This window comes from Enterococcus sp. DIV2379 (assembly GCF_050542965.1).
Lineage (GTDB): Bacteria > Bacillota > Bacilli > Lactobacillales > Enterococcaceae > Enterococcus_D > Enterococcus_D entomosocium.
Map to the genome: position 1 here is coordinate 2195939 of NZ_CP172938.1, position 22783 is coordinate 2218721.

Below are 22783 nucleotides of genomic sequence, written 5' to 3' on the forward strand. Positions count from 1 at the left end.
ATAAACTTTTAGACGAAAAAAACGCCTTCTAGGCGTTTTTTTTTTGCTATTCATTAATGATTGTACTCTCCAACAGCCAGTTGACTGTGCCTGTATAGGTACCTGGTAAAATCAAATCTAACTTGGGGACAAAGCGAAAGTAGCAATCATATTCCTGAAGATCCAAGGTTAAGTCCGTTGCTCCTGTTGGCTCCTGCTGGAAAATCACTTGTTCTTCAGAAGTGACAGAAGCCACCAGCTGATTGGTCACCGGATCATAGAGTACCAACTGAATTTCCTCTGCCAATAGTTGCTGCTCTTGCATAAAATCCTTTATCTGTCCACTTAACTGCCAGGTTCCTTCGCTGGTATTGCTGATAGACAAAAGGGCTTCTTGACCAAAAGCAATCGCTATATAAGCAAAGCCATCGTCTCTGATGGATCGTACCAGTTCATTCAAGGTCACTGTCGCTGTGATTGAAGCAGGCGCACGCTGAAATTCTACAATCCCACGAAAGTCAATCCCATAATAACGTGTCGCCGATCGATTGCCTTCTGTATCGATCACATAGGAAGCCAGATAATAGGTTGTGCCTGGTTCTAGTTCTTCGGTGTCTAACACCAATGTATCCGTTAGCGGCTCCGACAATGTTCCCCGTTCAACCAACGCTGCTTCAGAGAAATCGGTTTCGGTGATTGTCACATCCTCCGTAAAGAACTCCGTGACATATATTTTGGCTTGGGTCGAGTTTTGGTCATCAATCGTGATCGGTATATAGGAATTGCGCTTTTGCCGCACGATCTGCAGGTCTGCTTTTGCTTCTGCCAATGACGCCGAACCTGTTGTAAGCGTTGGTGGAAAGATTCCAGTCATTTGATAATAATGAATTTCTGGATCACCTGACGTCATACTGGAAACAAAAGCATTTCCATTAAAAACAGTTTGGACAGGGATGGCTATATCTAAATTCTGATTGAGCGGCGCTTCTGTGTAATTGACGGAAAAGTGAACGATGTATTCATTCCCTTTGACCATGTCAGGCAGTGTCGCAACCAATTGCCCATTTTCAATGACAAAAGGTAAGGCAGTTCCGCCTTCCGGCATGCCATTAACCATGATTTCACTGGCTTTTCCAAAATAAACCGCCTCGGGAACTAATGATAGTCCTTCTGGAAAAAGCGATGAGAGCAAGATTCCCGATTCCAAGTCAGCTAGATCACTGGTGCTTTTATAGGAGAGATAGGTCGCATAAGTAATGGTTTTGCTATTGTCGACAGTGGCTGGCTGGGAAAGTGTCGTACCAGTATCCAACAATAGTTTGACTGGGTCTTTTTCAAAAACACCGGTTCGCATCTCAAGTTCTACTAATCCTTCAACATCGACAAACGCCACTGCTTTTTCTTGAACATAGCCCCCGTTTGCACCAGTAAAACCAAAATAGACCGGTGCACTATTAGTCAGGTTCAAATTTGATTTGAAGGTGTCATCAACAGGTACCGTCACATCAACACCGAAATCTGGTACGGTGTAACGCAACGTTTGCGTTGGCTGATCAAAAACTACTGTAAAACTATGCCACACCCCATCGGAAATATCACTCACTGATACCGTATCACGATGATTTAAGACTTTATCGATAATCAGCCAGCCATCGGTGGTATATGCGTCATTTGAGCCGGGAAAATTCCATGCGATATGATGGCCGGAAGGAACATCGCGATCCATCATACCGTCCCCAGTCAAACCGGCATTATTATAGAACGTATCGAATTCAATCGCAAAACTTTGCGGGATTGCCCCCGTATTTAAAGGAGTCGTTCCTCCTGTATTTGACCAGACGCCAATCGTCGGTCCTGCTTGTTCTGCCAGCGCATTTAAGCCATTGCTTTGCATCACAAAAGCGAGCCCATCGCTGTCCGTTGCTGTATTATCGATACAAAATGCCATTTCTAACCGAAAAGAGCGAGTAAAAGAAACCGGCTTATTGAACCAGACACCACCACTGGAGTTGGTAGTAGCTCCATCATTAATCTGAACATAATTAACGCCCGGTTCCCCTTGTGGCGACCCCGCTTGTCCCACAGGAGTGATCAGAGAATCGTCAATCGCTAACGTAGGAAAATCTGGCGCAGATACCGCAGCATGGACGATTTCTTGTTTCCCACATAGCAGCAAAATGCTAAAAAAGAACACATAGCCCCATCGGATAATGCCAAACTTTTTCATCACTGTCCTCCGCTTTCTTCATTCTGATTCTTCTTGCACTGACAGCCTAACATCTGCTTCTGCTTTTTTACGTCTCCTATATAAAATGAACAAGAGAAGTAGGACAAACAGGAAGAGAAGTAGCCCTCCTGCATAGAGCCAGTACTGTTTTTGAAGATACGCTGCACCTAACGTTGTCTGACGGTTGATAAGGTTGGCTTGCTTGCGATCAACCACCACCGAATCCTCAAACACCCATGTTCCTTTAGGCGCATTCAACTCAATCCGTAATAGATAGGTCCCCGGTTCGAGAATGTTCTGATCAAAGGCACTAAACAGCTCCAAAACCGAATTCGGAGCTATTTGAAAATTCTCTGCAGAAAACCCACCGACCTTGTTGCCGCTATCTTGCTCACGTATCACTGTTCTGACAGTGATGTTGCCAAAGGCTGTGGGCTGATCATTGCGGATCCTACTTTTGAGAGCTGTAGAACCATATCTTTCCACCGCCTCAGAATTGACCAAAGACAACTGGGGGTCAGGCATGGTTGCTACATTCTGACGCAAGCGGACCCCTTGTTGAATTTTATAGTTGGCTTGCAGATTTGTTTGCTGACTTTCAGTTGTTTCCGCCGGTTCTTCTTCAAAGTCAAACACACCAAGTATTTCTCCTGCAAATTCTTTTGCCTTCATTGAAAGGGTAAAATGGACCTGACGACTTTCTCCAGGGTCAAGCTGGATCGTCTGTCTCGGATTTTCAATCAATTGACTAAACGAGATTCCTTGGTTCTCTTCGGCGGTCTGTTCTGCTTGGTACGCGATGATCCCAGTAGAGGCCGTATAACTATTTAGTGCTGCTGCTTTAATGGTCAACGGCTCTGAACTTGTATTATGAAGGGCAACGGTCAAATTCTGTTCGGTCTCATGATTTACCAGTAAGTCGAAATAACTGACGTCACTGACTTGATTTTGGGGAAGTTCTGGGGTTACAGTGAACCGTGTGGTCTGTGCATGACCGGTGACTTTCGTAAAGCAACACAAACTGATAAAGAAACTAATGAGTACGAAGCACTTGATTTGTTTTTTCATTGTCGCCCTTTCCTTGCTATTCTGCTTGATAGGTGTTTGATAATGTCCAAGTGATCGTTCCACTATAAGTGCCGCTGTTCACATTTTGTTTTGGTACGGTTAATGAAGCATTGGAAAAGTTAAAGTCATTGGTTGCTAAGCCGGTCGTCCCATTAGCAGAAGCGATCAATGTAGGTTCTGTTGCCCCTACCATCAATTCGGTGCCCGATACTAGCGTTGCATCGCCCGAAGCCGTTGAACCATTTAAAGTGACTTTGGCATTTGCTAGCTCGTTATCGCTGGCATTCGTCATTTTCGATAATTGCGCAGTCAACTGCCAGCCAGCTTGATTTGGTCCACGGTAATCCGTGATCGATGTCACTTCATCCGACGTTGTTTGAATCACTTGTTCATCGGTAGCGATATCTTGGATACTGCTTGTACCGAAGTTAAAATTGGTCACCTGATCCAGTGACAAGATTCCTTGTTCGATCGTTAGTGTTGCTTGACTCGTCATTGAAGCCGTTGGATTCGCTTCTGCTGCAGCTGCCGCAGTGGGCGCCATTCCTAAACCCATTCCGACCAAACCTAACATTCGTACCTTTTTGTTCATTTTCATCTCTTCCTTCACTTTTTTTAATGAGAAACCGAGGGTCATCGAAAAAACAGCCTTAAAAAATAATAATTTAATTGGTGTTTTTTCATTCTATTCTCATCTATCATAAGTATAATCCATCATGGTTATCATACGGTTCACAGATTTAGCGTAAAAAAACGCCAAAAAGGAGAATCCTTTATGTATCGAGAATTCATTTCTCCCGCAGAAGAAAAGAAATTAGAGATTTTCAAAGTTGTCTGCAATTCCAACGGAGTGACATTGGTCCAACTGTCAGAAGTTTTGAATATCCCGCAAAAAAGCCTGCAAAAATATATCTATTTTTTAAATGAAGATTTGCAGCTGCTCTCACCTCACCTGCTTCTATCAAAAAATCATTACAATCAGTATTTTCTTGATCGAACAGAGGATGATGAACCTTTTTATGCACAATTGATGTATCATTACTTGCTCAACTCCACACAATACAACCTGATTCATTACTTGATTGGGCGCCCGCAAATGACCTTGACTCAATTATGTTTGGATTTGCATGTCAGCCAATCGCATATGTATCGGTTGATCAAGAAAATCAACCAACTATTGGAAAAATTTCAAATCCGAATTCGAACAGACCTGAATAATCGCATCGTTCTTGCTGGAAAAGAGCTTGATATCCGTATTTTCACCTACAGTTTCTTGACCCAAAGTGCGCCTGCTGATTTGTGGCTTTTGCCGAGTGTTTCCCATAAAAATGTCGAAGAATTTACGGCATTCTTTGCTGTTTCTCACTTTGATCCGTTGACGAAAAATAAACTCGCTGCATTTTGGCAAGCAGTGGTCAGCCGAACGATCCAGAAAAAATATTTGCCGCCGATTCCTGAAAAATACATGGGATTGATGAATTTCTATTGTTTTTTACCAGAAGAAATTCTCGAATCACTTTTTTTGAGTGCCGATTATGCCTCAGAAAAGATGCTTCAGTCAGAGTATCTTTACTTGAATTTCTTTTTGCATGTCTTTTTGCCAGGGGTTGTTCCCCAAGAAAAGAATCAAACGATCATCCAAGAGATCAAACATTCTGATACTGATCTTGTGCGCTTTTTCACTGCAATGATCAAAGATTGGCACGATACCTTTGCTCCAAGTCAGGAAGCCGCCGAATTCGAAAAATTATTAAGCAGCTGTCTACTGGTCTTCAATCTATCGATCATTATCGGCATCGATCTTCTGGAAGTGTGGCAGCTAGAACACCAACTGTTGACCGAAAACACTCCTTCGAAAGACAAAACCTATGAAGCAATCTGCAAGCTTTTACTGACCCATGTTGAAAGGTATCCATTTGCTGACTTGGACAAAGAGTATTTTGAACAGACACAGTTGCCTTATCTTGCGCATCTCTTGTTTTTAGAAACACAGATGAATACGCCCCCGACCGTGTCGATCTATATTCAAACGACGATCCAATACCGCACGAAGCAAATGATCGAGACAAGGATCCGTTCGATTTATTCCAAAGCTTCAGTGACTTTTGTTAACCAGATGGAAGCAGCCGATCTATTGATCACCGATAGTTATGAAGAAGTGATGTTTTCCGAAAACTTAGTCTTACTGTCTAACCTGCAAGCCGAACAAGAGTGGGCAGCCGTTTTTGCAAAGATCAATCAACTGATGATGTCCAAGATGTTTGCCAAACAAGGAAAGTAAGCTGCCGATTCCATTTTCATCCCAAAAAAAAGCCCGAGCATCTTTGCTCGAGCTGTTTTCCTACAAATTTAGCCAGGGATTGTTAAGCGAAGAAGCTACCACCCGTTACACTGTACACTTGACCAGTTACATAGCTTGCTTCATCAGAGGCTAAGAAAACATAGACTGGTGCTAATTCGACTGGTTGTCCAGCACGTTTCATCAGTTCTTTTTGACCAAATTCTGGGATCGCAGATTGTGGCTGTCCACCCGAAATTTGAAGTGGTGTCCAGATTGGACCAGGAGCCACCGTATTGACCCGAATGCCTTTTTCACTTAATTGAGCAGCTAGCCCTTTACTAAAGGAAGTAATAGCACCTTTCGTGGCTGCATAGTCTAAAAGATGGGCACTAGGCTCCGCACTTTGGATCGAAGTGGTCGTGATGATGCTCCCACCAGCTGGCAGATAATCCAACGCTTCTTGGACTGTCCAATACATCGAGATGATATTCGTTGTAAAGGTATCTTGAATTTGTTGTGTAGTCAACTCTTTGATGTCCTTCACCGCTTGTTGCATCCCAGCATTTAGAACCAACGTATCTAACCCGCCTAATTCTTTGGCTGCTTCATGAACCAATTGACGAGCGAAAGTTTCATCTTTCAAGTCTCCTGGGATCAAAACTGCTTTGCGTCCAGCTTTTTCAATGACTGCTTTGACTTCTTGCGCGTCTTCTTCTTCAAAAGGAAGATAGTTGATTGCAACATCGGCGCCTTCTTTGGCAAAAGCAATCGCTGCTGCTCGACCAATACCAGAATCACCACCGGTCACTAATGCTTTGCGTCCAGCTAATTTGCCTGAACCTGCGTAGCTTTCTTCCCCGCAATCAGGTACTGGCTGCATCTTTCCTTGAATTGCCGGTGCTTCTTGCACCTGTTTTTCAAATTTGCCATCATAATACTTCGTTAACGGATTGTTGATTTTTTCTGACATGCTCGTTTCCTCCTTGATTATTTCTACTTCTATTTGTCATAGTTTGTTATGACCTTACTTAAAAGTGTAAAGGAAGATGGAGGGAATGAAAAACGAAACGCTCACCAGAAAAAAAGCATCTGTAAGAAAACAGATGCCTAGTAAAACGAAAAAGCTGCGTGAATCAGTAGTGAAAACGCCCACAGGTATCTCACTATTCTTCTGGAAAATCGTAGTGAAATTTCTGGGTGCAGTGTTTGATTTTGCTACTTTTCTAGCAGTTCGAGGAGGGCCCGATGAAAGGCCTCCATCTCCTCCGCGGTCTGTAGAAAAACATCGGGATGACTGTGATGGCTGTCGATCATCCAGTGTTTCGTGTCTGTAACTTTAAGAAAATCTGCTACTACGGCGTCGGTTTGCTGCGGTTGTGCAGCTTGAGCGGTCTTCAAGAGATAGAAATCTTCAATCCCCCGCTGTAGTTGTTTATACCTTAGGGACAACAATAAATGTCCGTGATTGCCAGGATAGACGAAACAAAGATCACCGATCGGTAGTGAGCTCGTATTGTACCGAATATCGGACCGAGCATGTTCTGGCCAGCAATTGTAGGCCCAACGCAGAAAGCCGTCTGTTTTGAACTGATACGATAAGATTCCTTGCATTCGCGTCTCTAACAGGGGACTATGCAAAAAGGTATTTGGTTTGTCGGGATAATTGCAGACATAGTACTGCATCTTGCCCGGATGGCTTTGTGCTAGTGTTTCGTAATGGTTGCAAGTACAGTAATAGGAAGTCACAGGATGATCGATCACTGGCAGCAGCTCAAATAACACGTCTTCTTTATCAAAAGCAGCTTTGATCTGGATCGACGGATCAATTTCTTTTAAAACAGCTAACGAGGCTCGGAAACTGTCGATTTGATGTTTCTTCGGTTCGTCAGAAACGATGCGAACCTTCTCCCACAGATTCTTTCCTTTAAAATAATCAAATACTTGGCGTAGATACTCCTGCAACTCAGCTTTTTGATGAATAAAGCCAAAGGCGCCTTTCCCCTCATCATAAAAGCGAATCACCAATTTTTCTGGATGGTCCAAGTTGACTAACGGAAAAAATAGCGGTTCCCAGACCCCTAATAAACCAAACACATCAATTTCATCTTTGATGCCCGCAGCAAAAAAACAATCAAGGTAACGTGTCAGCACAGAAAAATCGCAGGAAAGTTCTCCGTCTGGTGTCTTTTTGACCTTTACCATCGAATACTCATATAAATTGGCGGGATAATCTTTGACGATGTAATTGAACCAGCCCTTCCAAGGAATCTCTCCGGCGATCACTGTGATCGCTTTTTGTCCGATCACAGCGAGACTCTCAGCCATTTCCTTGATCAAGTCAAAGTGGGCATCGCTCCATAACGGAACGTCAAAGGTGCGAGCCAAATTGCTGGGCTGCTGCCACATATTTAAGTGGAACGTCTCTAAATAATCTTTTGGAAAAGTAAAAGCGTCCACTTCAATCATTAGGTTCTTTTCTAACAAGCACTCCTCTTGGCTAGTCAGATGTGCCCGATAGACCTTGATTTTCACAGGATAAGCTTGCGGTTTGATCGTCTCATCGATCTGCCACTCCAAATAAAGTGGTGCAAAGCGATCGCCAGGATAGGTTTTGGCAGTTCGTTCAAGTAATTTATCGGCGTACGCCAATTCCTGCTGACCGACATAATAGTCGACGAATTGCGCTTTGACCGGCAATTCGCTAAAAATCTCAACGCGTATCATGGGAATCTCGATTTCATCGGGGATCGAAAACTCGTCGCCAATAATATAATGATTGCGGTTGCCATCGTGCAGCAGCAACTGACAAGCAGCAGTACTGTTACGAACAGCTGATAACTGTTCAATCGCTTGTGGCTCTTGGGTGATCAATTCTGTTGAAGCCTTATAGCTTTCATGGACCAGGATTGCTTTCATTTTTACTCTTCCTTTCTAGGATCAATCAGCTGCAAAACAAGCGCTTGATAAGAAACATTCTCAAAAGCTTCTGGCATGATCGTTAGTAGTTGCTGCAAGCTGATGTTTTTTACGATTTTTAAGCGGCTTTTGTCTGCCCCTGATGGAAAAGCCTGCAACAGCAAGCGTTTGTTTTCACCTGACTCGAGTAATGCCCGAATTGGCCACTGCCCTAAATCAGGAAACAAAGCTGGCTGGGCAACTTTATCTGCCCAGTTCAACTCTAGCCATTCGACGCATTCATCAAACCAACGGGCAAAACGTGGATCAACTATTTCTTTACGATTACCGAAGCGTTCGGTCGCCAAAGAAAGACCGTGACGTCCTTTTTGGAAAATATGACTTTCAAAGGGAACCTCGTGATCTTCTAGGGCCTGCAGATACGCCAATGAATTTTCGATAGGAACGACATTGTCTTCAAAGGTTGAAAACAAAAAGGTGGGCGGCGTATCTTTTGTGACACATTCCTCTAATGAAGGGGCATCGATCTTCATCACAGTAGCAAATGAAGACAATATCGCTGGGTAGCCTAAAATACATAAGCTCGGTTTCATTGAGGAGAGTGTTGATAACGCCGCTGCCAAATGGCCGCCGGCAGAAAAGCCGATCACAGCGATTTTTTCGGCATCGATTCCCCATTCACTTGCAAGTTCTCGGATTTTAGTAATCGCTTTTTCTGCATCTGCTAAGGAATGGCTGAAACTGCGATGTGTCCCTACATGATAGCGTAAGACCCCGGCGTGAAAACCTTGGGCAGCAAAATTTAAAGCAATCGGCTCAGCTTCCCGCTCACTACAAAAGGAGTAGCCGCCACCGGGAATCACCAAGACAAACGGACGATCGCCCACCCGTTCATACTCGGCTTTTTCCTCATGCAGGTACACTGTCAAACCGGCTTGCGCTTCTGGATCAAATAGATATTCCTGAAAAAACATCGCTTACTCTCCTAACCCGTTTTTATCGATGACGTTTTGATACCAATAAAAACTATCTTTCTTGTATCGCGCCAAGTCCAACAGCTGCTCGTCCGTACGATTGACATAGATAAACCCGTAGCGTTTAGCGATGCCTTCATGAGTACTGACTAGGTCAATCGCACTCCATGGACAATAGCCGATCACATCGACGCCGTCTTCGATTGCGAGCGCCATTTGTTCGATGTGCTGTTGCAAGTAGTCGATCCGATAATCATCGTGGATTTTACCATCAGTTGTCAAAACATCCTTGGCACCAATGCCATTTTCCGTGATCAAAAGAGGCAGACGATAACGGGAATAGATTTCGTTCAACGTAAAACGAAAGCCCTCTGGATCAATCGGCCAGCCGAATTCAGTCATGGGCAAATGGGTGTTTTCTACTGCTTGGAAAAAGCCGGGAATCCCGAAACCAGACTGTTGATCGAGTTTTGTCTCTTTTTGAAAATAGCTGCTGACGGTCATCGTATTATAATAATTCAATGCGATGTAATCACATGTTCCAGCCGCCAAAATCTTTCGATCTGCTTCAGTGACTGTCGGTGCTGCACCAATCGTCTCTAACAAATGCCATGCGTTATGGTTGTATGTGCCGAAAACAGCCGCATCTAGGAATAACCAATTTCTCAGCGCACTCATAGAAAGAGCTGCCAGCTGATCGGCTGGTTTTTCAGAAGCTGGATAGACACTGGCGATATTCGGTGCTGGGCCAATCTTGCCGCTAAAATTACCGGCATGAAACTGTTGGGTCACCAATGCTTGTGCCACTAGCATATGATGATTTTCTTGAAATTTTTCTTTCATGGATTTTTGACTCGTCCCAATGACCAAACCAGCAAGTGCCATCACATTTTGCTCGTTGATGGTTTGCCATAGCGGGACTTGATGGCCAAAGTTTTCGAACAGTACTTGGCAGTAATCAGCAAATGCTTGGATCGTCTCTCGGTTTTCCCACCCGCCTTGCTTCGCGATCGTAACGGGCAGATCAAAATGGAATACGGTGACGATTGGTTGAATCTCGTTTTCTAGTAGCAGATCGATCAGGTTTTGATAAAACGCCAATCCTGCTGGGTTGATCTGACCATCGGGCATGACTCGACTCCATGATATAGAAAAACGATAGGCTTTTAACCCTAATTCTTTAAACAATTTCACATCTTCTTCATAGCGATGATAGTGATCTGATGCTACTTTAAAATCAGTGGTCCCTTGCGGAATCTCTTTGATGTCTTGCACTGAGGGACCTTTGCCGTCTTCTGCCCATGCGCCCTCTACTTGATAAGCACTAGTGGATGCTCCCCACAAAAATGCTTCCGGAAATTTACTCATCCCACGGTTCCTCCTTGGCTGCGCCGATCAAGTTGGCGTCCGCTTGAAAATAAGTGGCTTGGATCGCAACTGGCTGCAGCGTTTTCTCAATGATTGGTGCGGTTTTAAAAATAGCTTGATAGCTGCTAGATATGGCTTCGATCAAGCGTGGCTGACGGCTGATCCCGCCACCGATAACGATTTTCTCCAGAGCTAAAAGACACTGAAGATCGAAACACAAGACAGCGATTTCTTTGGTATAAGCTAAAAATAAAGCCTCTGCCTCAGGATCAGCAGTTTTCGTAAGGGTATCAAAGACCAAAGGACCATCAGGCGCGATAGCCATACTAGCAGCCAAACGCTCAATTAATCCGACAGCCGAAAGACCGATTCCCACAAAAGAGTCCGCGCCTCTCATTTGTCGGTCACGAATCATAAAACTGACTTCACCAGCTTGTCCATGATGCCCACGATAGAGTTTTCCATTGAGACAAAGACCAACTCCCACACCTGTTCCTAAAATGATTGCCGCACCATTTTGGATCCCTTGCAGATTGCCGGCTTTCATTTCCCCTAGCGCGGCGGCTTTTGCGTCGTTTTCGACAGTAACCTCTGTCACCATGCCATCGCTTAACTGGCAGATCAATTCTGGCAAATTTACCCCATCAAGGTATGGCAAGGCACCACCAAAGAAGACCGTCCCTGTTTCATTAACTGAACCAGGGACTGCGATAGCCACTTTCGTGAAAGAAACTTGACGGGCATAGCTTTGCAATAGCCCTTTGATAGCTTCTTTAAAGGGTTCAAAAGCTACAGGGGTTAAAATGGTGCGTCGTTTACTGACCTCGTCGTGTTCGACCCATCCCGTTTTGATGTGCGTCCCACCGATATCAATTCCTAAATAAACCAAATGTGCCACTTCCTTTGTTTACGCTTGAATTTCTTCCACGACTTTTTCTGTCATTTTTGCTGCTTCACTTGCTTGCTTTTTTTCAGCAGCCATTTCTAATTCGTACTCTTTTTTATCCGCAATTTTTAGAAACGGATACCACATAACAATACCGATCAGCATACAGATGATCATTAAGATCGTGTAGTTAAGTCCTCCTGAAAAGGGCATTTTGATAAAAGTCGGTGTGGTCCATGGCAATAGACTCATGGTTGGATTCAAGCTGATTGGGAGGATCGTTGTTGCCAATCCCCAGGTCACAAAGCCAGCGATCAATTGTGTAAAGACTTGCGGAATAAAGAACAACGGATTCAAAATAATCGGCATCCCGAACATGATTGGCTCTGTGATGTTAAAGATCGACGGGATAAACGACAATTTTCCTAATTGTTTCATTTTTGCCGATTTGCTGCGGATCATAAAGAAGGTCACAAAGCCCATGAAGCCAGCAGCATACATGCCCATATAAATCACTGAAGGAATCAGATACGGCAGCGCTTGTCCTTGTTGGTAAGCGGCAATATTCGAAACGACCATGGTCATACTAATCGCGCCGAGCGGTCCTTGTAAAACTGCGTTATGAATTCCGAAGAACCATAAAACGGCTAATACTTCCATAATGATGATGATCGATAGCGGGCTGGCAACTAAGGAGTTTAATGGTGCATTAATTACATCAATAAAGAATTGGAAAATCGAGCCGGATGAAGTAAACCCAAACAAGACGCGTATGACAAAGACGACGACAAAAATAATCGTGACCACAAACACTGGTGCTAAGGATTGGGTTACCATTGGGGGAACACTATCCGGTAGCTTGATCATAATATTTTTTCTTGATAAGAAAGCATAGAAACGTGTCACCAATAAAGCGGTCAGCATGCCGATAAACAGTCCTTGTCCGCCTAAGAAATCAAGCTTCAAAGCTCCAATCGTTTGTTCCACTGCTTGACCATCTTGCATGACAGTCGTTGCAACGGTTTGAGGCATCAACATAATGAAACTAGCTAAAGAAATAATCGCTGAATTGCGTTCATTGCTTCCTAATTGTTTTGCGTAAGAATACGCCAAACTGTATACCACATACAAGGCAAAAACGCCAGTTGCTCCGTTGGTGATCGCTTCAACATGCTGGAAGATGCCAATTTTCGTCAAATAGTCCGTCCAACCAGGAATCGGAAAATTTCCAATGATCGTGATAAACGCAATTCCTAAAGTGATGGGACTTGTTCGAATAAAACCCTCCATCAAAGCGGCCAATACTTTGTTTTGTTGTAATTTTTGTGACATTGGTAATAGTTTGCTACTTAAAAATGCTTCTAATTTTTCCATTCTTTCTCACTCCTTTAGTTTAGATCGTTACACTAAGCATCGTTTCTTTTTGATCGATCCGCATTAGGAATCGATAAGTACCTTTGGTTATGTGTTTCTTCCCTTGATTGTCATAGAAAACAAGTTCTGACAACGGCAGTGACAATCTGCGCTCTTTTTCTTCTTGGGGCGCGAATGAGATGAGGTCACTCGCAATTAATTGGCGACTTGGACGAACCATTGCCGCTGGACGCTGCATGAGATAAAGTTGGATGACGGTTTCTGCAGCTATTGCCGATTGGTTTTTCACTCGATAAGCCAAATGGATTGTCTCGCTAGATACTTCACTACCAAGCCATTCACCAGTAAACGAACTGTAACTAAGACCTGTTCCGAATGCGAATAAGGGTTCATTTGATTCATCTCGGTATTTTGACAAAAAGCGATCAGAATGCTCACTATCTGTCAAAGGTCTGCCCGTTGGCAGTTGGGCACTGTATAGTGGGATCTGTCCTTCACTCCGAGGAAAGGTCATCGCCAGTTTTGCTGTCGGAGAAGCCTGCCCACTCAGCAGATTGCCGATTCCGATCCCACCCATCGTTCCCGGATACCAAACCAGCAACAGACTATCAAATAATGCTTCCACTTGCGTTAAGACTAACGGTCTGCCAGTGTAAAGCACGCCAATCAAAGGCTTGCCAGTCTTTTTCAACGCTTGGATCAAACGAATTTGTTTCAATGGCAGCTGCAAATGAGCTTTTGATGCCCCTTCGCCGCTCTCCAAAAACTGCTCTCCAAAAGTCAAGACGATAACTTCGGCGGCTTCGGCGGCTTCCATGGCTTCCAAAAGCAACTGATCTTCTGGTTCGATCGGTCCATTCAGCTGTTCGATCCCGGCTTTTAAAGGACCAAATTGCTCATACGAGTCGAATAGATTGTATCCACGAGCAAAGATCAAGTTTTCGGGTGCGAAATGCTGCAGCAAACCGGTTTTTAAAGGAATCGTGTCTTGTGGCTTGCCGCTGACTGACGCCCAAAAACCTAAGGTCAACCGGCTTTCTCCATAAGGACCGATCACAGCGACGGTTTGGTCCTTTTTCAAAGGTAAGCTGCCCTCATTTTTTAAAAGCACACAGCTTTTTTCTACTAGCTTAACGGCTAGCTCTTTGGCTTCATCCGACAAAACTTCTCCCGTCTGTTGCGTTTTCAACCCTCGATAAGGGTCTTCAAACAGTCCTAGTTGATTTTTTAATACCAGAATACGCCAAACTGCTTCGTCTAATAAAGCCGCGAGTTCAGGTTGCTTGATCAGTTCTGGTAAGTAAGTTGCATAGACCGATGTCATCATATCAAAATCAACGCCCGCTTCCAAACCTTTCTGAGCGGCCTCCCGTTCATCTTTGACAAAACCGTGGGGGACCAATTCTTTGATGGCGGCATGATCGGAGACCAGTACCCCATCAAAACCGAAACGTTCGCGCAAAATCTCTCGGTTCAGCCAGCGGCTACCCGTTGCAGGTTCACCATTCAATAGGTTGAAGGCCGTCATCACTAGCAGTGCTTGGGCTTCGATCGCCGCTTGATAGGGTTGCAAATATTCATTGAATAAGCGCTGATTGGACATATCGACCGTATTGTATTCTCTGCCCGCTTCGGGTGCACCATAACCAGCAAAATGTTTGATGCAAGCAGCAACGTGATTTTCTGCCACTCCTTGATCAAGATTGCCTTGGTAGCCGGTCACAACGCTTTTAGCAAAACGTTTTGCCGTATACACATCCTCTCCTGGCGACTCCATCACTCTGCCCCAGCGAGGATCGCGAACAAGATCCAGCATGGGTGAAAAGATCACATGAAGGCCATTTTGGTAACATTCTTTGGCGGTCATCTCAGCGGCTTGCTCGATCAAATTAAAATCGTAGGAACCTGCTTGGGCAAGGGGAATCGGAAAAATGGTCCGAAACCCGTAGATGACGTCCGACATAAACAGCATAGGAATCTTGAGTCGGCTGTGTGCTAACGTTTCCCTCTGTAACTGAATCAATTTTTGGTAATCGTTCACATTATAAATCGAACCAATCTCGTGAATCTTCAAATTTGGTGGAAGCCCTAAATCGTGCATCGGGCCAGTAGTCATCACCTCATTTTCAATGACTAAACTGCCATTCAATTGAATCGTCTGAGCGATTTTTTCTTCTGGCGTCAATTGCTGAAACAATTCTTTCAATTTTTTACTATCCATGTTTGCTCCTTCCTGTAACCGTTTTATTTATCTGAATTATAGAAAGAATCCTTCCTTAGATATACTAAAAAACTAGTGTTTATAATAAATTGTTTATTGAATGCTAAAAAATTTACGTTATACTAAAAGAAAAAACAATGTTTGGACTTTGAGGTGTCTCATGAACAAAACAACACTTACGACCGCCATGGATCTGCTGTATCGCAAATATTTGATCCCGATGATTCTCTTGGATCAAGAAGGGACTCCGCTGTATCCCCCACTCACCTTAACAGCCAAGAATCCTCTGAAACACTATTTGGAAGAAACGAACGGCCCAGTTGCAAATCTCTATCATTTCGGCAAATATATGCTTGGTTGTTTTGCGTTTCAGTTAACTGGAAAAACCTGTTATATGGTCATCGGACCCTGTGGTGTGATTGGTACACCAGATACGTCTTACCTATTTCTTGAACATGAATACCACTACAATGTGCACTATTCCAAAGAAGACAAATACTCCTTTGAAGAATACATCCAGCTGCTTTATACGCTGTTTGCGGAGCAGCCGTTGGCAAAAGACCAAATCCATTGGCATTACCAAACTGAATCCCATGACCGATCCATGCAAACAGATCTTAGCTTGGAAACCAATCTTTATGAACGCCGTGTGCATGAAGCTACCTTTGATTCCTATCATTTTGAATTGCGCTATCTTGACTACATCAAACGAAACGAGCCGGAAAAAGTAGTTTGGGTATTTAACAAAATGAAAGAGACCTACAGTGTTTCCCTTTCCCCTCATGAACTTGAAGGCTTAAAACTAAAGTTTTCGGCCTTTGTCGCTGTCGTGACCCGCATGAGCATTGATGAAGGAGTACCAGTCAACCAAGCATTCGGCTTATCTGATTCCTTGATTCAAGGTCTGGTTTATATTCATTCTGCCGAGGAGTGCCTCCGCTATATCAAAGAAGCCACCTACCGCTTTATGGAGCTTTTACACAGCTACCCGCTGGCGCAAAAATCACTGCTGGTCAAGACGATCGTGAATCATGTTGATAGCCATCTTTACGAAAAAGTGACCATTGATGACCTCGCAGCCATCACTCAAAAACATAAGACCCATCTATGTAATCAGTTCAAAAAAGAAATGAACAAAACGATCCACAGTTACATTCAGGAACGAAAAATCAGCGAAGCCAAGCATCTATTGCTGTTCACAGATTTTTCCTACGAAAAAATCAGCACCCAGTTGGCATTCGCCAATCAAAGCCATTTTATCCGCAATTTCAAAGCAGTTACGGGGCAAACACCAAAAGAATTTAAAGAGAAACATTACGCTCATGCTTTAAGTTAAAGACACAATTTCCGAAAAAATGCTCAGAAACAATGGTTATTATTTTTAATAACAAACGTTGTAAGCTATCCTTTTACTCAAATCAATTTGAATGAGGAGAGATAAAATGATCCAACTTGCTCGCTTGATCTTTTGGGTACCAGTCATCTTTTTTTCGTTAGGATTGATCATCGTAACGAAACGATTGCCGCGTTTCACATGGGTTTCCTTATCCATCACGGTTTCTTTAGTGATCTTTGTTTGTAAGATTTTAGAGTATTCCTATACGATGCCTGACATGCAGCTAACTTTCTATTTTATGGGTTTCTTGATTTCGGCTAGTCTTCTTTGTTTTATTTTCTACTTGAGGATCAGAAAACGGTGAATGACAGTGGCGGGTTTTCCACGTAAATTAGTCAGGTCCCCAGTAACTAGGGACCAATAGCTTCATCAAATACACGGGTTTCTTCCTATCTTTTTAAAGAACTCCCCTCCCCTGAAAAGGGGCTTTTTTATTGCTAGTTCTGATTCTAACCTCAAGCTTACTGTGTTACTCTAGAAAGATTCGAATCAAAATACAAGGATGTGCCACTCGTTTTTCTCCCCCCTTCCTGCACACGATCGTTATTCCATGAGCTCCTTGCCTTTTTAACGAACTAAATATATAATGAATTTGCAAAATAATAACACGAAAGAACAAATCATCAATCCTCATAAAAGGAGCTTGCCCTATGAACTGGCTGACCTTTGTCGTCCAACCACTGACCCTGTTGTTTTTTCTTACAGTATTCTCTCTTGTCTATTTGATGCCCGAAGCCGTTGTGCCTAAGCCCAAAATGAAAAAATGGGCGTTGACTGTTTCATTGATCTTTCTAGCATGGCAGCTGCTAACCCCCTTTCTCTTCTTTTTTTACTGAGCACAACAAAAAAGCGGCTCTCTTTTTTGAGAGCCGCTTTGGTTTATTTTTTAATCCTGTAACAAACTACCGCCATTGGTAGCAATGACTTCTTTGTACCAGTAAAAACTATCTTTACGGGAACGGTCAAAGCTACCGTTTCCTTCATCATCCGCGTCTACATAGACAAAGCCGTAGCGTTTCGACATTTCTGACGTTGAAGCCGAAACTAAGTCGGTACAACCCCAAGGCGTATAGCCCATCAATTCCACACCATCTTCGATCGCTTCATACATTTGTTCGATATGCGCCTTCAAATAATCGATTCGATAGCTGTCATGGATCGAACCATCCTCTTCCACCGTATCCAAGGCACCTAAGCCGTTTTCAACGATAAACAATGGTACTTGGTAGCGGTCGTACAAGTTATTCAAAGTCACACGCAAGCCGATTGGATCGATTTGCCACCCCCAGTCAGAGGCTTCCAAGTATGGGTTTGATTCGCCTAAAGAAAAGTTGCCGGCCGTTGCTTCGCCGCCTTCTTCAGGATTGTGGCGGGCAATAGAACTCATGTAGTAAGAAAAGGACATGAAGTCGACAGGGTATTGCGCAAGAATGTCTAAATCGCCATCTTCGAAGGTCACTTCGATGCCGTTTTCTTTAAAGAAGCGCTTCGTATACGCTGGATACTTCCCACGAACTTGGACATCAGAGAAGAAGAGATTCTCGTGGTCACGCTTGATTTCTTCCATCACATCTGCTGGATTTGGTGTAGCTGGGTAGGCTTGCATCCGTGCCAACATCATCCCTACTTTGATATCAGGATTGATTTCGTGGGCAAATTTTGTTGCTAAACTAGAAGCCACAAATTGATGATGCACAGCTTGATACATGTCAGAAAGGTTTTGCGTGCCATCTTCGGATAACAAGGCACCGCCAACATAGCCAGAGATCCCCATGATATTGATTTCATTGAAGGTCAACCAATATTTGACTTTGTCTTTGTAGCGGGTCAACACAGTTTCTGCGTATTTGACGAACAAATCGATCACTTGGCGATTTTTCCAGCCGCCATAGTTTAACGCGATCCCGATAGGTGTTTCGTAGTGAGAGAGGGTCACTAAGGGTTCGATCCCGTATTTTGCACACTCATCAAACACGTTGTCATAAAATTGCAAGCCTTCTTCATTTGGCTGAACATCGTCACCATTTGGAAAAATTCTTGACCAAGCGATGGACAGACGGAACGTTTTAAAGCCCATCTCTGCGTACAAGGCGATATCTTCTTTGTAACGATGGTAGAAATCTGATCCCCAACGTTTTGGATACAAGCCTTCTTTGTCATTTAAGGCAAACAAGACTTTTTCCCGAGTCATTGGTGCAGCAAATTCTGCCATGTTTTTACGGTCTTCTGGTTTGACAGCGATCGCCGTATCGGATGTCGCTGGGCCACGTCCGCCTTCGTTCCATGCTCCTTCAAATTGGTTGGCTGCAGTGGCGCCGCCCCATAAAAAGCCTTTTGGAAATTGTTTTTCTGTCATGATTAGCCTACTTTCTTTTTCTTTATTGATCGACACAGCGGATCAGTAAGAAAGCATTCTTACTGATCCTACGACGTGCCGATAAACGCATTTATTTTACGACTTCGATCAAATTGTCGTTCGCTGTTACTTCTTTTGACTGTGTCGTTTGGATGTCACTGTAGTCGTTAGAGTTTGTGACGATGACTGGTGTCAGTAAGGAATAGCCTTCCGCACGAATCGCTTCAGTATCAAAAGAGATCAATTTTTGACCGGCTTTGACTTTGTCTCCTTGGTTGATGTAGGCAGTAAAGTGATTGCCTTCAAGTTCCACCGTATTCATGCCGATGTGGATCAATAATTCTGTCCCATCCTCAGTGACTAAGCCGATGGCATGTTTTGTTGGAAACAAGATTTTGACTTCTGCATCTGCTGGAGCAGTGATTTCACCGATCGCTGGTTCAACGGCGATCCCTTTTCCCATAGCACCTGAAGAAAAGACTTTGTCTTCCACATCTGCTAAAGCAACCACTTGACCGGTTACTGGGCTTTTGACTGTTTCATCTTTGACGCTGGCAGAAACGGTTTTCGCTTCTGGTGCTGGTGCTGCTGGTGTTGCTTGACCGTCGACTGGTGAATCAACAGTTGTATACAAAGTTGGTACTTTCAATAACATCATGATGATAAATGACGCTACGATTGCAATAACTGTACCGATGGCTAAGTGGATCACGCTATGGAAGCTGCCTGTTGCTGGATCGATATATGCAGGGTACAAGAAGATACCCATACCGCCCATTGCGTAACCAGTAACGTTAAAGATTGACAAGTAGATACCAACGAAACCTGAAACTAAACAAGAAACGATAAATGGTGTTTTCATTGGCAAAGTATAACCGTAGATCGCAGGTTCAGTCACACCGAAGATCGATGAGATCAATGCTGGCATTGCGCCTTGTTTGACTTTTGGTTCTTTCGTTTTCAACCAAATCGCTGCTAGCACACCCGTTTGCGTGAAACATGGTAGCACTGCGGCGGTCAAAATAATCGAAGAGCCGTTTTGCGCCATATCCATGATCGCCAATGGCACAAGACCCCAGTGAAGACCAAACATTACCAATACTTGCCATAATGCCCCTAAAGCAAATCCATAAATGATTGGGCTGAAATCATAAACCGCTTGGAAAGCAATACCGATCCAGCTAGATGCTGTATTTGCGACTGGACCTACCACAAAGAAGGTCAACGGCACAGTGATCAAAATCGTTACAAAAGGAACCACAAACATTTTGACTACATCAGGTGTAACTTTGCGCATAAACTGTTCAATTTTCGAAGCGACAAAAATCGCTAAAATAACCGGCAGTACGCTATTAAAGTAGCCACCTGCTGGTAAGGTCAAGGTTAGACCAAAGACTTTGCTCGCTTCAGCAACGCTTTCTGCTAAACCAGGATAGACCATCGCACCTGCAATCGCTAATGCTGTATAGGTATTCATCTTAAATTTCTTTGCAGCAGTTACGGCTAAGATCATAGGTAAGTATTGGAACAAACCATCGCCTAGGGTATTCATTACTACATAGATTCCATTGGTCGCTTCCATCCCAGTTGCTGCAAGTAGCGCCGTGATCCCTTTTAAAATACCGGCTGCCGCTAATGGACCTAAGAACGGTTGAAACAAACTTGAGATGACATCGATAAAGCGGTCAAACAAACTGCCTTTCTTTTCGTCGCCTTCGTCGATATCAAGACTGCCGCCATCGGCTAATCCGCCGACTTTCAGCACTTCATCGTAAACATCTGGCACATGATTACCGATAACCACTTGGTATTGTCCGCCTGCTTTGACAACGGTCACGACACCGTCACGTTTTTGCAAATAATCTGTGTCTGCTTTGCTTTCGTCTTTTAAGTGGAAACGTAAGCGAGTCACACAGTGTTTTACAGAAGAGACATTTTCTTTGCCGCCAACGTGGGCCAAAATGTCTTGTGCTAATTCAGTATATTTTGCCATTTTGATTTCTCCTTTTTAATAGATCATTTAATAAAAATAAAAAGACCGGCCATTTCTACAATAAACAAGCAGGAGTATCACCCATAAAAAACGAGACGGGTCTCCTCAACGAGTATTGTAAGAAAGTGCAGGTCTTGCCAGCCGAACTGTAACGAATCCATTTCCATTCTTAGGTTAATTTTGAGTGAGCGGCTAAGTTACCGATATGCAGAATCAAATACATCAATTCCATATCGTTGACATGCCAGCCCTTTTGTTCAAATAAGTATTCTTTGATCGAATCTGCGGTTTCTTTTTCTTTCGGATAGCTGCTGAAAGCCAAGGCAATCATCGGATTAGCCAATACTGGCTCTTCTTTTTCTTGACTTTGTCGAATTAAATAATAGCGAATGTGGGTCACAAACCGTTGGAAGTAGGAAGAATTCTCATCGTACTCGATGTTCATGCTATACTTAACGATCCGTAAAATATTGTTGGTCAACTCGGTGTGCTCATAGGCACTTTGATTGGCGCTTTTTTCAATTTGCGCATTGACGAAATGCAAAGTGATAAACGCAGCTTCTTCTTGCGAAAAATCGGGATACAGCTCTTTGCGGATCAACTCGACCGCTTGGACACTGACCGCATATTCCTTGGCATAGATTTTCTTGATTTCCCAATGCATGGGATTGGTCAAAACAATTTCTTGCTTTTGACGACTGATGGCAAACAAGATATGATCCATCAGTGTGAAATAAACGTTTGGATTGAAATCGGTTCCAACACTTTCCCGAAAAAGACGCACGATTTCATAAATGACGGCCATTTGTTTCTCGTCAGCCTTCGTCATGACTTTCGACATATGTTCCACTGTCAAGTCATCTTCTGGGTAGTATTTTTTTTCGATTCGCTCAGCCGGAATCAGGTCACCCGGTTTCGTTTGAAAGCCGATCCCTTTTCCCATTAGGATCACTTCAACTTCATCTTCTTTTGAAAGTACAACATTGTTGTTGATCCTCTTGATAATCTTCACGAACGATCCTCCTTGATCAGCATAGCGCATACACAGCTTTGCATCGTTTGACGTCTATGCAGAAGGTCTTGTATTTTTTTCTTTCTCTGACTTGCCATTAAGTGACGAGGTGAATGTCTGCTCCAGGCAGTACTGCAGGATATCGTCAAACCTAGCTGGCACTTCATTGCGTTTTACTTCTCCCCTCCTTTGATGATCAATGACTGGACCTTACCTTGGAACCGGTTCTTTTTTAGCGAATAGAAATAATGGAGCAAAAAAAGAAGACCAAAGCAAAAAAGTGTACAACCCAAGAAACTTTGGGTAATCAATGCACTTTTTTCCTCTGGTCTTGCCTGCCGAACAGTAACGAATCCAGTAATGAGAACACTCTCGTGTTCCGTTGAGATAATAGTACTCATTCTGAGAAAAAATGTCAACACTTTTTTTGCAAACGTTTTTCTTTTTTGGTTTTTGACTATTTTTCACTATCGTTCTCACTGAATTTCTTTTCTAGCTTTGGTCTTTTAGTTCACTTGAAATACAAGGTTTACTGTGTAGCACAATAAGACCACAAAAAACCGTAATCTTCGTGCATTACGGTCATAGCTGGAAGTATGATGCTTGAAAGACGATCAATCACAAAGAATCAGAAAATTGGGGAAGGTCTGGTGCATGACAGACATTCAACGGGACTGACCACCTTGCGCGATTCATGCGTTTCATGACTTCCACAAACGAAAAGGTCTCTTT

At 43.5% G+C, this 22783-nt stretch carries 17 protein-coding genes; 4 read left to right on the forward strand and 13 right to left on the reverse strand.

Annotated elements, in window-relative coordinates; translation table 11 throughout:
* Nucleotides 1–46: 46 nt before the first annotated feature.
* The 3 genes from IGI92_RS10215 to IGI92_RS10225 are packed head-to-tail and all read right to left on the reverse strand — an operon-like array spanning nt 47 to nt 3911.
* Nucleotides 47–2206, reverse strand: a complete 2160-nt coding sequence (locus IGI92_RS10215; RefSeq protein WP_430606880.1) for a lectin-like domain-containing protein — start codon at nt 2204–2206, stop codon at nt 47–49.
* An 18-nt stretch (nt 2207–2224) separates the two neighbouring features.
* The gene (locus tag IGI92_RS10220) at nt 2225–3274 is read right to left on the reverse strand and encodes a DUF916 and DUF3324 domain-containing protein (protein WP_430606881.1); all 1050 of its coding nucleotides are present in this window, start codon (nt 3272–3274) and stop codon (nt 2225–2227) included.
* Between the two features lie 16 nt (nt 3275–3290).
* On the reverse strand, nt 3291–3911 hold the full coding sequence (locus IGI92_RS10225; protein ID WP_005235179.1) for a WxL domain-containing protein: 621 nt from the start codon (nt 3909–3911) through the stop codon (nt 3291–3293).
* A 138-nt stretch (nt 3912–4049) separates the two neighbouring features.
* Here IGI92_RS10225 and IGI92_RS10230 point away from each other — a divergent pair, with 138 nt between their 5' ends.
* Nucleotides 4050–5555 (forward strand): helix-turn-helix domain-containing protein, encoded by a 1506-nt coding sequence (locus tag IGI92_RS10230; protein ID WP_430606883.1) that lies wholly within the window; start codon nt 4050–4052, stop codon nt 5553–5555.
* An 82-nt stretch (nt 5556–5637) separates the two neighbouring features.
* Here IGI92_RS10230 and IGI92_RS10235 read toward each other — a convergent pair whose 3' ends face one another.
* From IGI92_RS10235 to IGI92_RS10265, 7 genes are all read right to left on the reverse strand, one after another.
* Nucleotides 5638–6525, reverse strand: a complete 888-nt coding sequence (locus IGI92_RS10235) for an SDR family oxidoreductase (RefSeq protein WP_005235175.1) — start codon at nt 6523–6525, stop codon at nt 5638–5640.
* Between the two features lie 245 nt (nt 6526–6770).
* Nucleotides 6771–8471: a DUF4091 domain-containing protein gene (locus IGI92_RS10240; RefSeq protein WP_430606885.1), complete on the reverse strand. Its 1701-nt coding sequence runs from the start codon at nt 8469–8471 to the stop codon at nt 6771–6773.
* Between the two features lie 2 nt (nt 8472–8473).
* Nucleotides 8474–9445 carry an alpha/beta hydrolase gene (locus IGI92_RS10245; RefSeq protein WP_430606887.1) on the reverse strand — a complete coding sequence of 324 codons (972 nt, stop codon included), beginning with the start codon at nt 9443–9445 and terminating at the stop codon, nt 8474–8476.
* 3 nt (nt 9446–9448) lie between these two features.
* Nucleotides 9449–10813, reverse strand: coding sequence for a glycoside hydrolase family 1 protein (locus IGI92_RS10250; protein ID WP_430606889.1), 1365 nt, complete (start codon nt 10811–10813; stop codon nt 9449–9451).
* Nucleotides 10806–11711, reverse strand: coding sequence for an ROK family protein (locus IGI92_RS10255; protein ID WP_430606891.1), 906 nt, complete (start codon nt 11709–11711; stop codon nt 10806–10808). Before IGI92_RS10255 ends, IGI92_RS10250 begins: the two co-directional genes overlap by 8 nt.
* Nucleotides 11712–11720: 9 nt before the next feature.
* Nucleotides 11721–13073: a PTS sugar transporter subunit IIC gene (locus tag IGI92_RS10260; protein WP_430606892.1), complete on the reverse strand. Its 1353-nt coding sequence runs from the start codon at nt 13071–13073 to the stop codon at nt 11721–11723.
* 19 nt (nt 13074–13092) lie between these two features.
* Nucleotides 13093–15294: a glycoside hydrolase family 3 N-terminal domain-containing protein gene (locus IGI92_RS10265; protein WP_430606893.1), complete on the reverse strand. Its 2202-nt coding sequence runs from the start codon at nt 15292–15294 to the stop codon at nt 13093–13095.
* A 160-nt stretch (nt 15295–15454) separates the two neighbouring features.
* On the opposite strand from IGI92_RS10265, the gene IGI92_RS10270 reads away from it, so the two are divergent.
* The 3 genes from IGI92_RS10270 to IGI92_RS10280 all read left to right on the forward strand — a co-directional run bounded on the left by IGI92_RS10270 (nt 15455) and on the right by IGI92_RS10280 (nt 17526).
* Nucleotides 15455–16630 carry a helix-turn-helix transcriptional regulator gene (locus tag IGI92_RS10270; protein WP_430606896.1) on the forward strand — a complete coding sequence of 392 codons (1176 nt, stop codon included), beginning with the start codon at nt 15455–15457 and terminating at the stop codon, nt 16628–16630.
* Nucleotides 16631–16736: 106 nt separating this feature from the next.
* Nucleotides 16737–16994 carry a hypothetical protein gene (locus IGI92_RS10275; RefSeq protein ID WP_005235163.1) on the forward strand — a complete coding sequence of 86 codons (258 nt, stop codon included), beginning with the start codon at nt 16737–16739 and terminating at the stop codon, nt 16992–16994.
* 346 nt (nt 16995–17340) lie between these two features.
* Nucleotides 17341–17526 carry a hypothetical protein gene (locus IGI92_RS10280; RefSeq protein ID WP_016613442.1) on the forward strand — a complete coding sequence of 62 codons (186 nt, stop codon included), beginning with the start codon at nt 17341–17343 and terminating at the stop codon, nt 17524–17526.
* 50 nt (nt 17527–17576) lie between these two features.
* On the opposite strand, the gene IGI92_RS10285 is transcribed toward IGI92_RS10280, so the two are convergent.
* The 3 genes from IGI92_RS10285 to IGI92_RS10295 all read right to left on the reverse strand — a co-directional run bounded on the left by IGI92_RS10285 (nt 17577) and on the right by IGI92_RS10295 (nt 22051).
* Nucleotides 17577–19046, reverse strand: a complete 1470-nt coding sequence (locus tag IGI92_RS10285) for a glycoside hydrolase family 1 protein (RefSeq protein WP_008378658.1) — start codon at nt 19044–19046, stop codon at nt 17577–17579.
* Between the two features lie 91 nt (nt 19047–19137).
* Complete coding sequence (locus IGI92_RS10290; protein ID WP_430606898.1) at nt 19138–21039, reverse strand: beta-glucoside-specific PTS transporter subunit IIABC; 1902 nt, start codon at nt 21037–21039, stop codon at nt 19138–19140.
* A gap of 169 nt (nt 21040–21208) precedes the next feature.
* Entirely contained in the window at nt 21209–22051 is an 843-nt protein-coding gene (locus IGI92_RS10295) for a PRD domain-containing protein (protein ID WP_008378663.1), read from the reverse strand.
* Nucleotides 22052–22783: the final 732 nt, after the last annotated feature.

Coding starts and splice junctions, on each gene's coding strand:
- IGI92_RS10215 (WP_430606880.1), bottom strand. CDS start 2,206: ATGAAAAAGTTTGGCATTATCCGATGGGGCTATGTGTTCTTTTTTAGC.
- IGI92_RS10220 (WP_430606881.1), bottom strand. CDS start 3,274: ATGAAAAAACAAATCAAGTGCTTCGTACTCATTAGTTTCTTTATCAGT.
- IGI92_RS10225 (WP_005235179.1), bottom strand. CDS start 3,911: ATGACCCTCGGTTTCTCATTAAAAAAAGTGAAGGAAGAGATGAAAATG.
- IGI92_RS10230 (WP_430606883.1), top strand. CDS start 4,050: ATGTATCGAGAATTCATTTCTCCCGCAGAAGAAAAGAAATTAGAGATT.
- IGI92_RS10235 (WP_005235175.1), bottom strand. CDS start 6,525: ATGTCAGAAAAAATCAACAATCCGTTAACGAAGTATTATGATGGCAAA.
- IGI92_RS10240 (WP_430606885.1), bottom strand. CDS start 8,471: ATGAAAGCAATCCTGGTCCATGAAAGCTATAAGGCTTCAACAGAATTG.
- IGI92_RS10245 (WP_430606887.1), bottom strand. CDS start 9,445: ATGTTTTTTCAGGAATATCTATTTGATCCAGAAGCGCAAGCCGGTTTG.
- IGI92_RS10250 (WP_430606889.1), bottom strand. CDS start 10,813: ATGAGTAAATTTCCGGAAGCATTTTTGTGGGGAGCATCCACTAGTGCT.
- IGI92_RS10260 (WP_430606892.1), bottom strand. CDS start 13,073: ATGGAAAAATTAGAAGCATTTTTAAGTAGCAAACTATTACCAATGTCA.
- IGI92_RS10265 (WP_430606893.1), bottom strand. CDS start 15,294: ATGGATAGTAAAAAATTGAAAGAATTGTTTCAGCAATTGACGCCAGAA.
- IGI92_RS10270 (WP_430606896.1), top strand. CDS start 15,455: ATGAACAAAACAACACTTACGACCGCCATGGATCTGCTGTATCGCAAA.
- IGI92_RS10275 (WP_005235163.1), top strand. CDS start 16,737: ATGATCCAACTTGCTCGCTTGATCTTTTGGGTACCAGTCATCTTTTTT.
- IGI92_RS10280 (WP_016613442.1), top strand. CDS start 17,341: ATGAACTGGCTGACCTTTGTCGTCCAACCACTGACCCTGTTGTTTTTT.
- IGI92_RS10285 (WP_008378658.1), bottom strand. CDS start 19,046: ATGACAGAAAAACAATTTCCAAAAGGCTTTTTATGGGGCGGCGCCACT.
- IGI92_RS10290 (WP_430606898.1), bottom strand. CDS start 21,039: ATGGCAAAATATACTGAATTAGCACAAGACATTTTGGCCCACGTTGGC.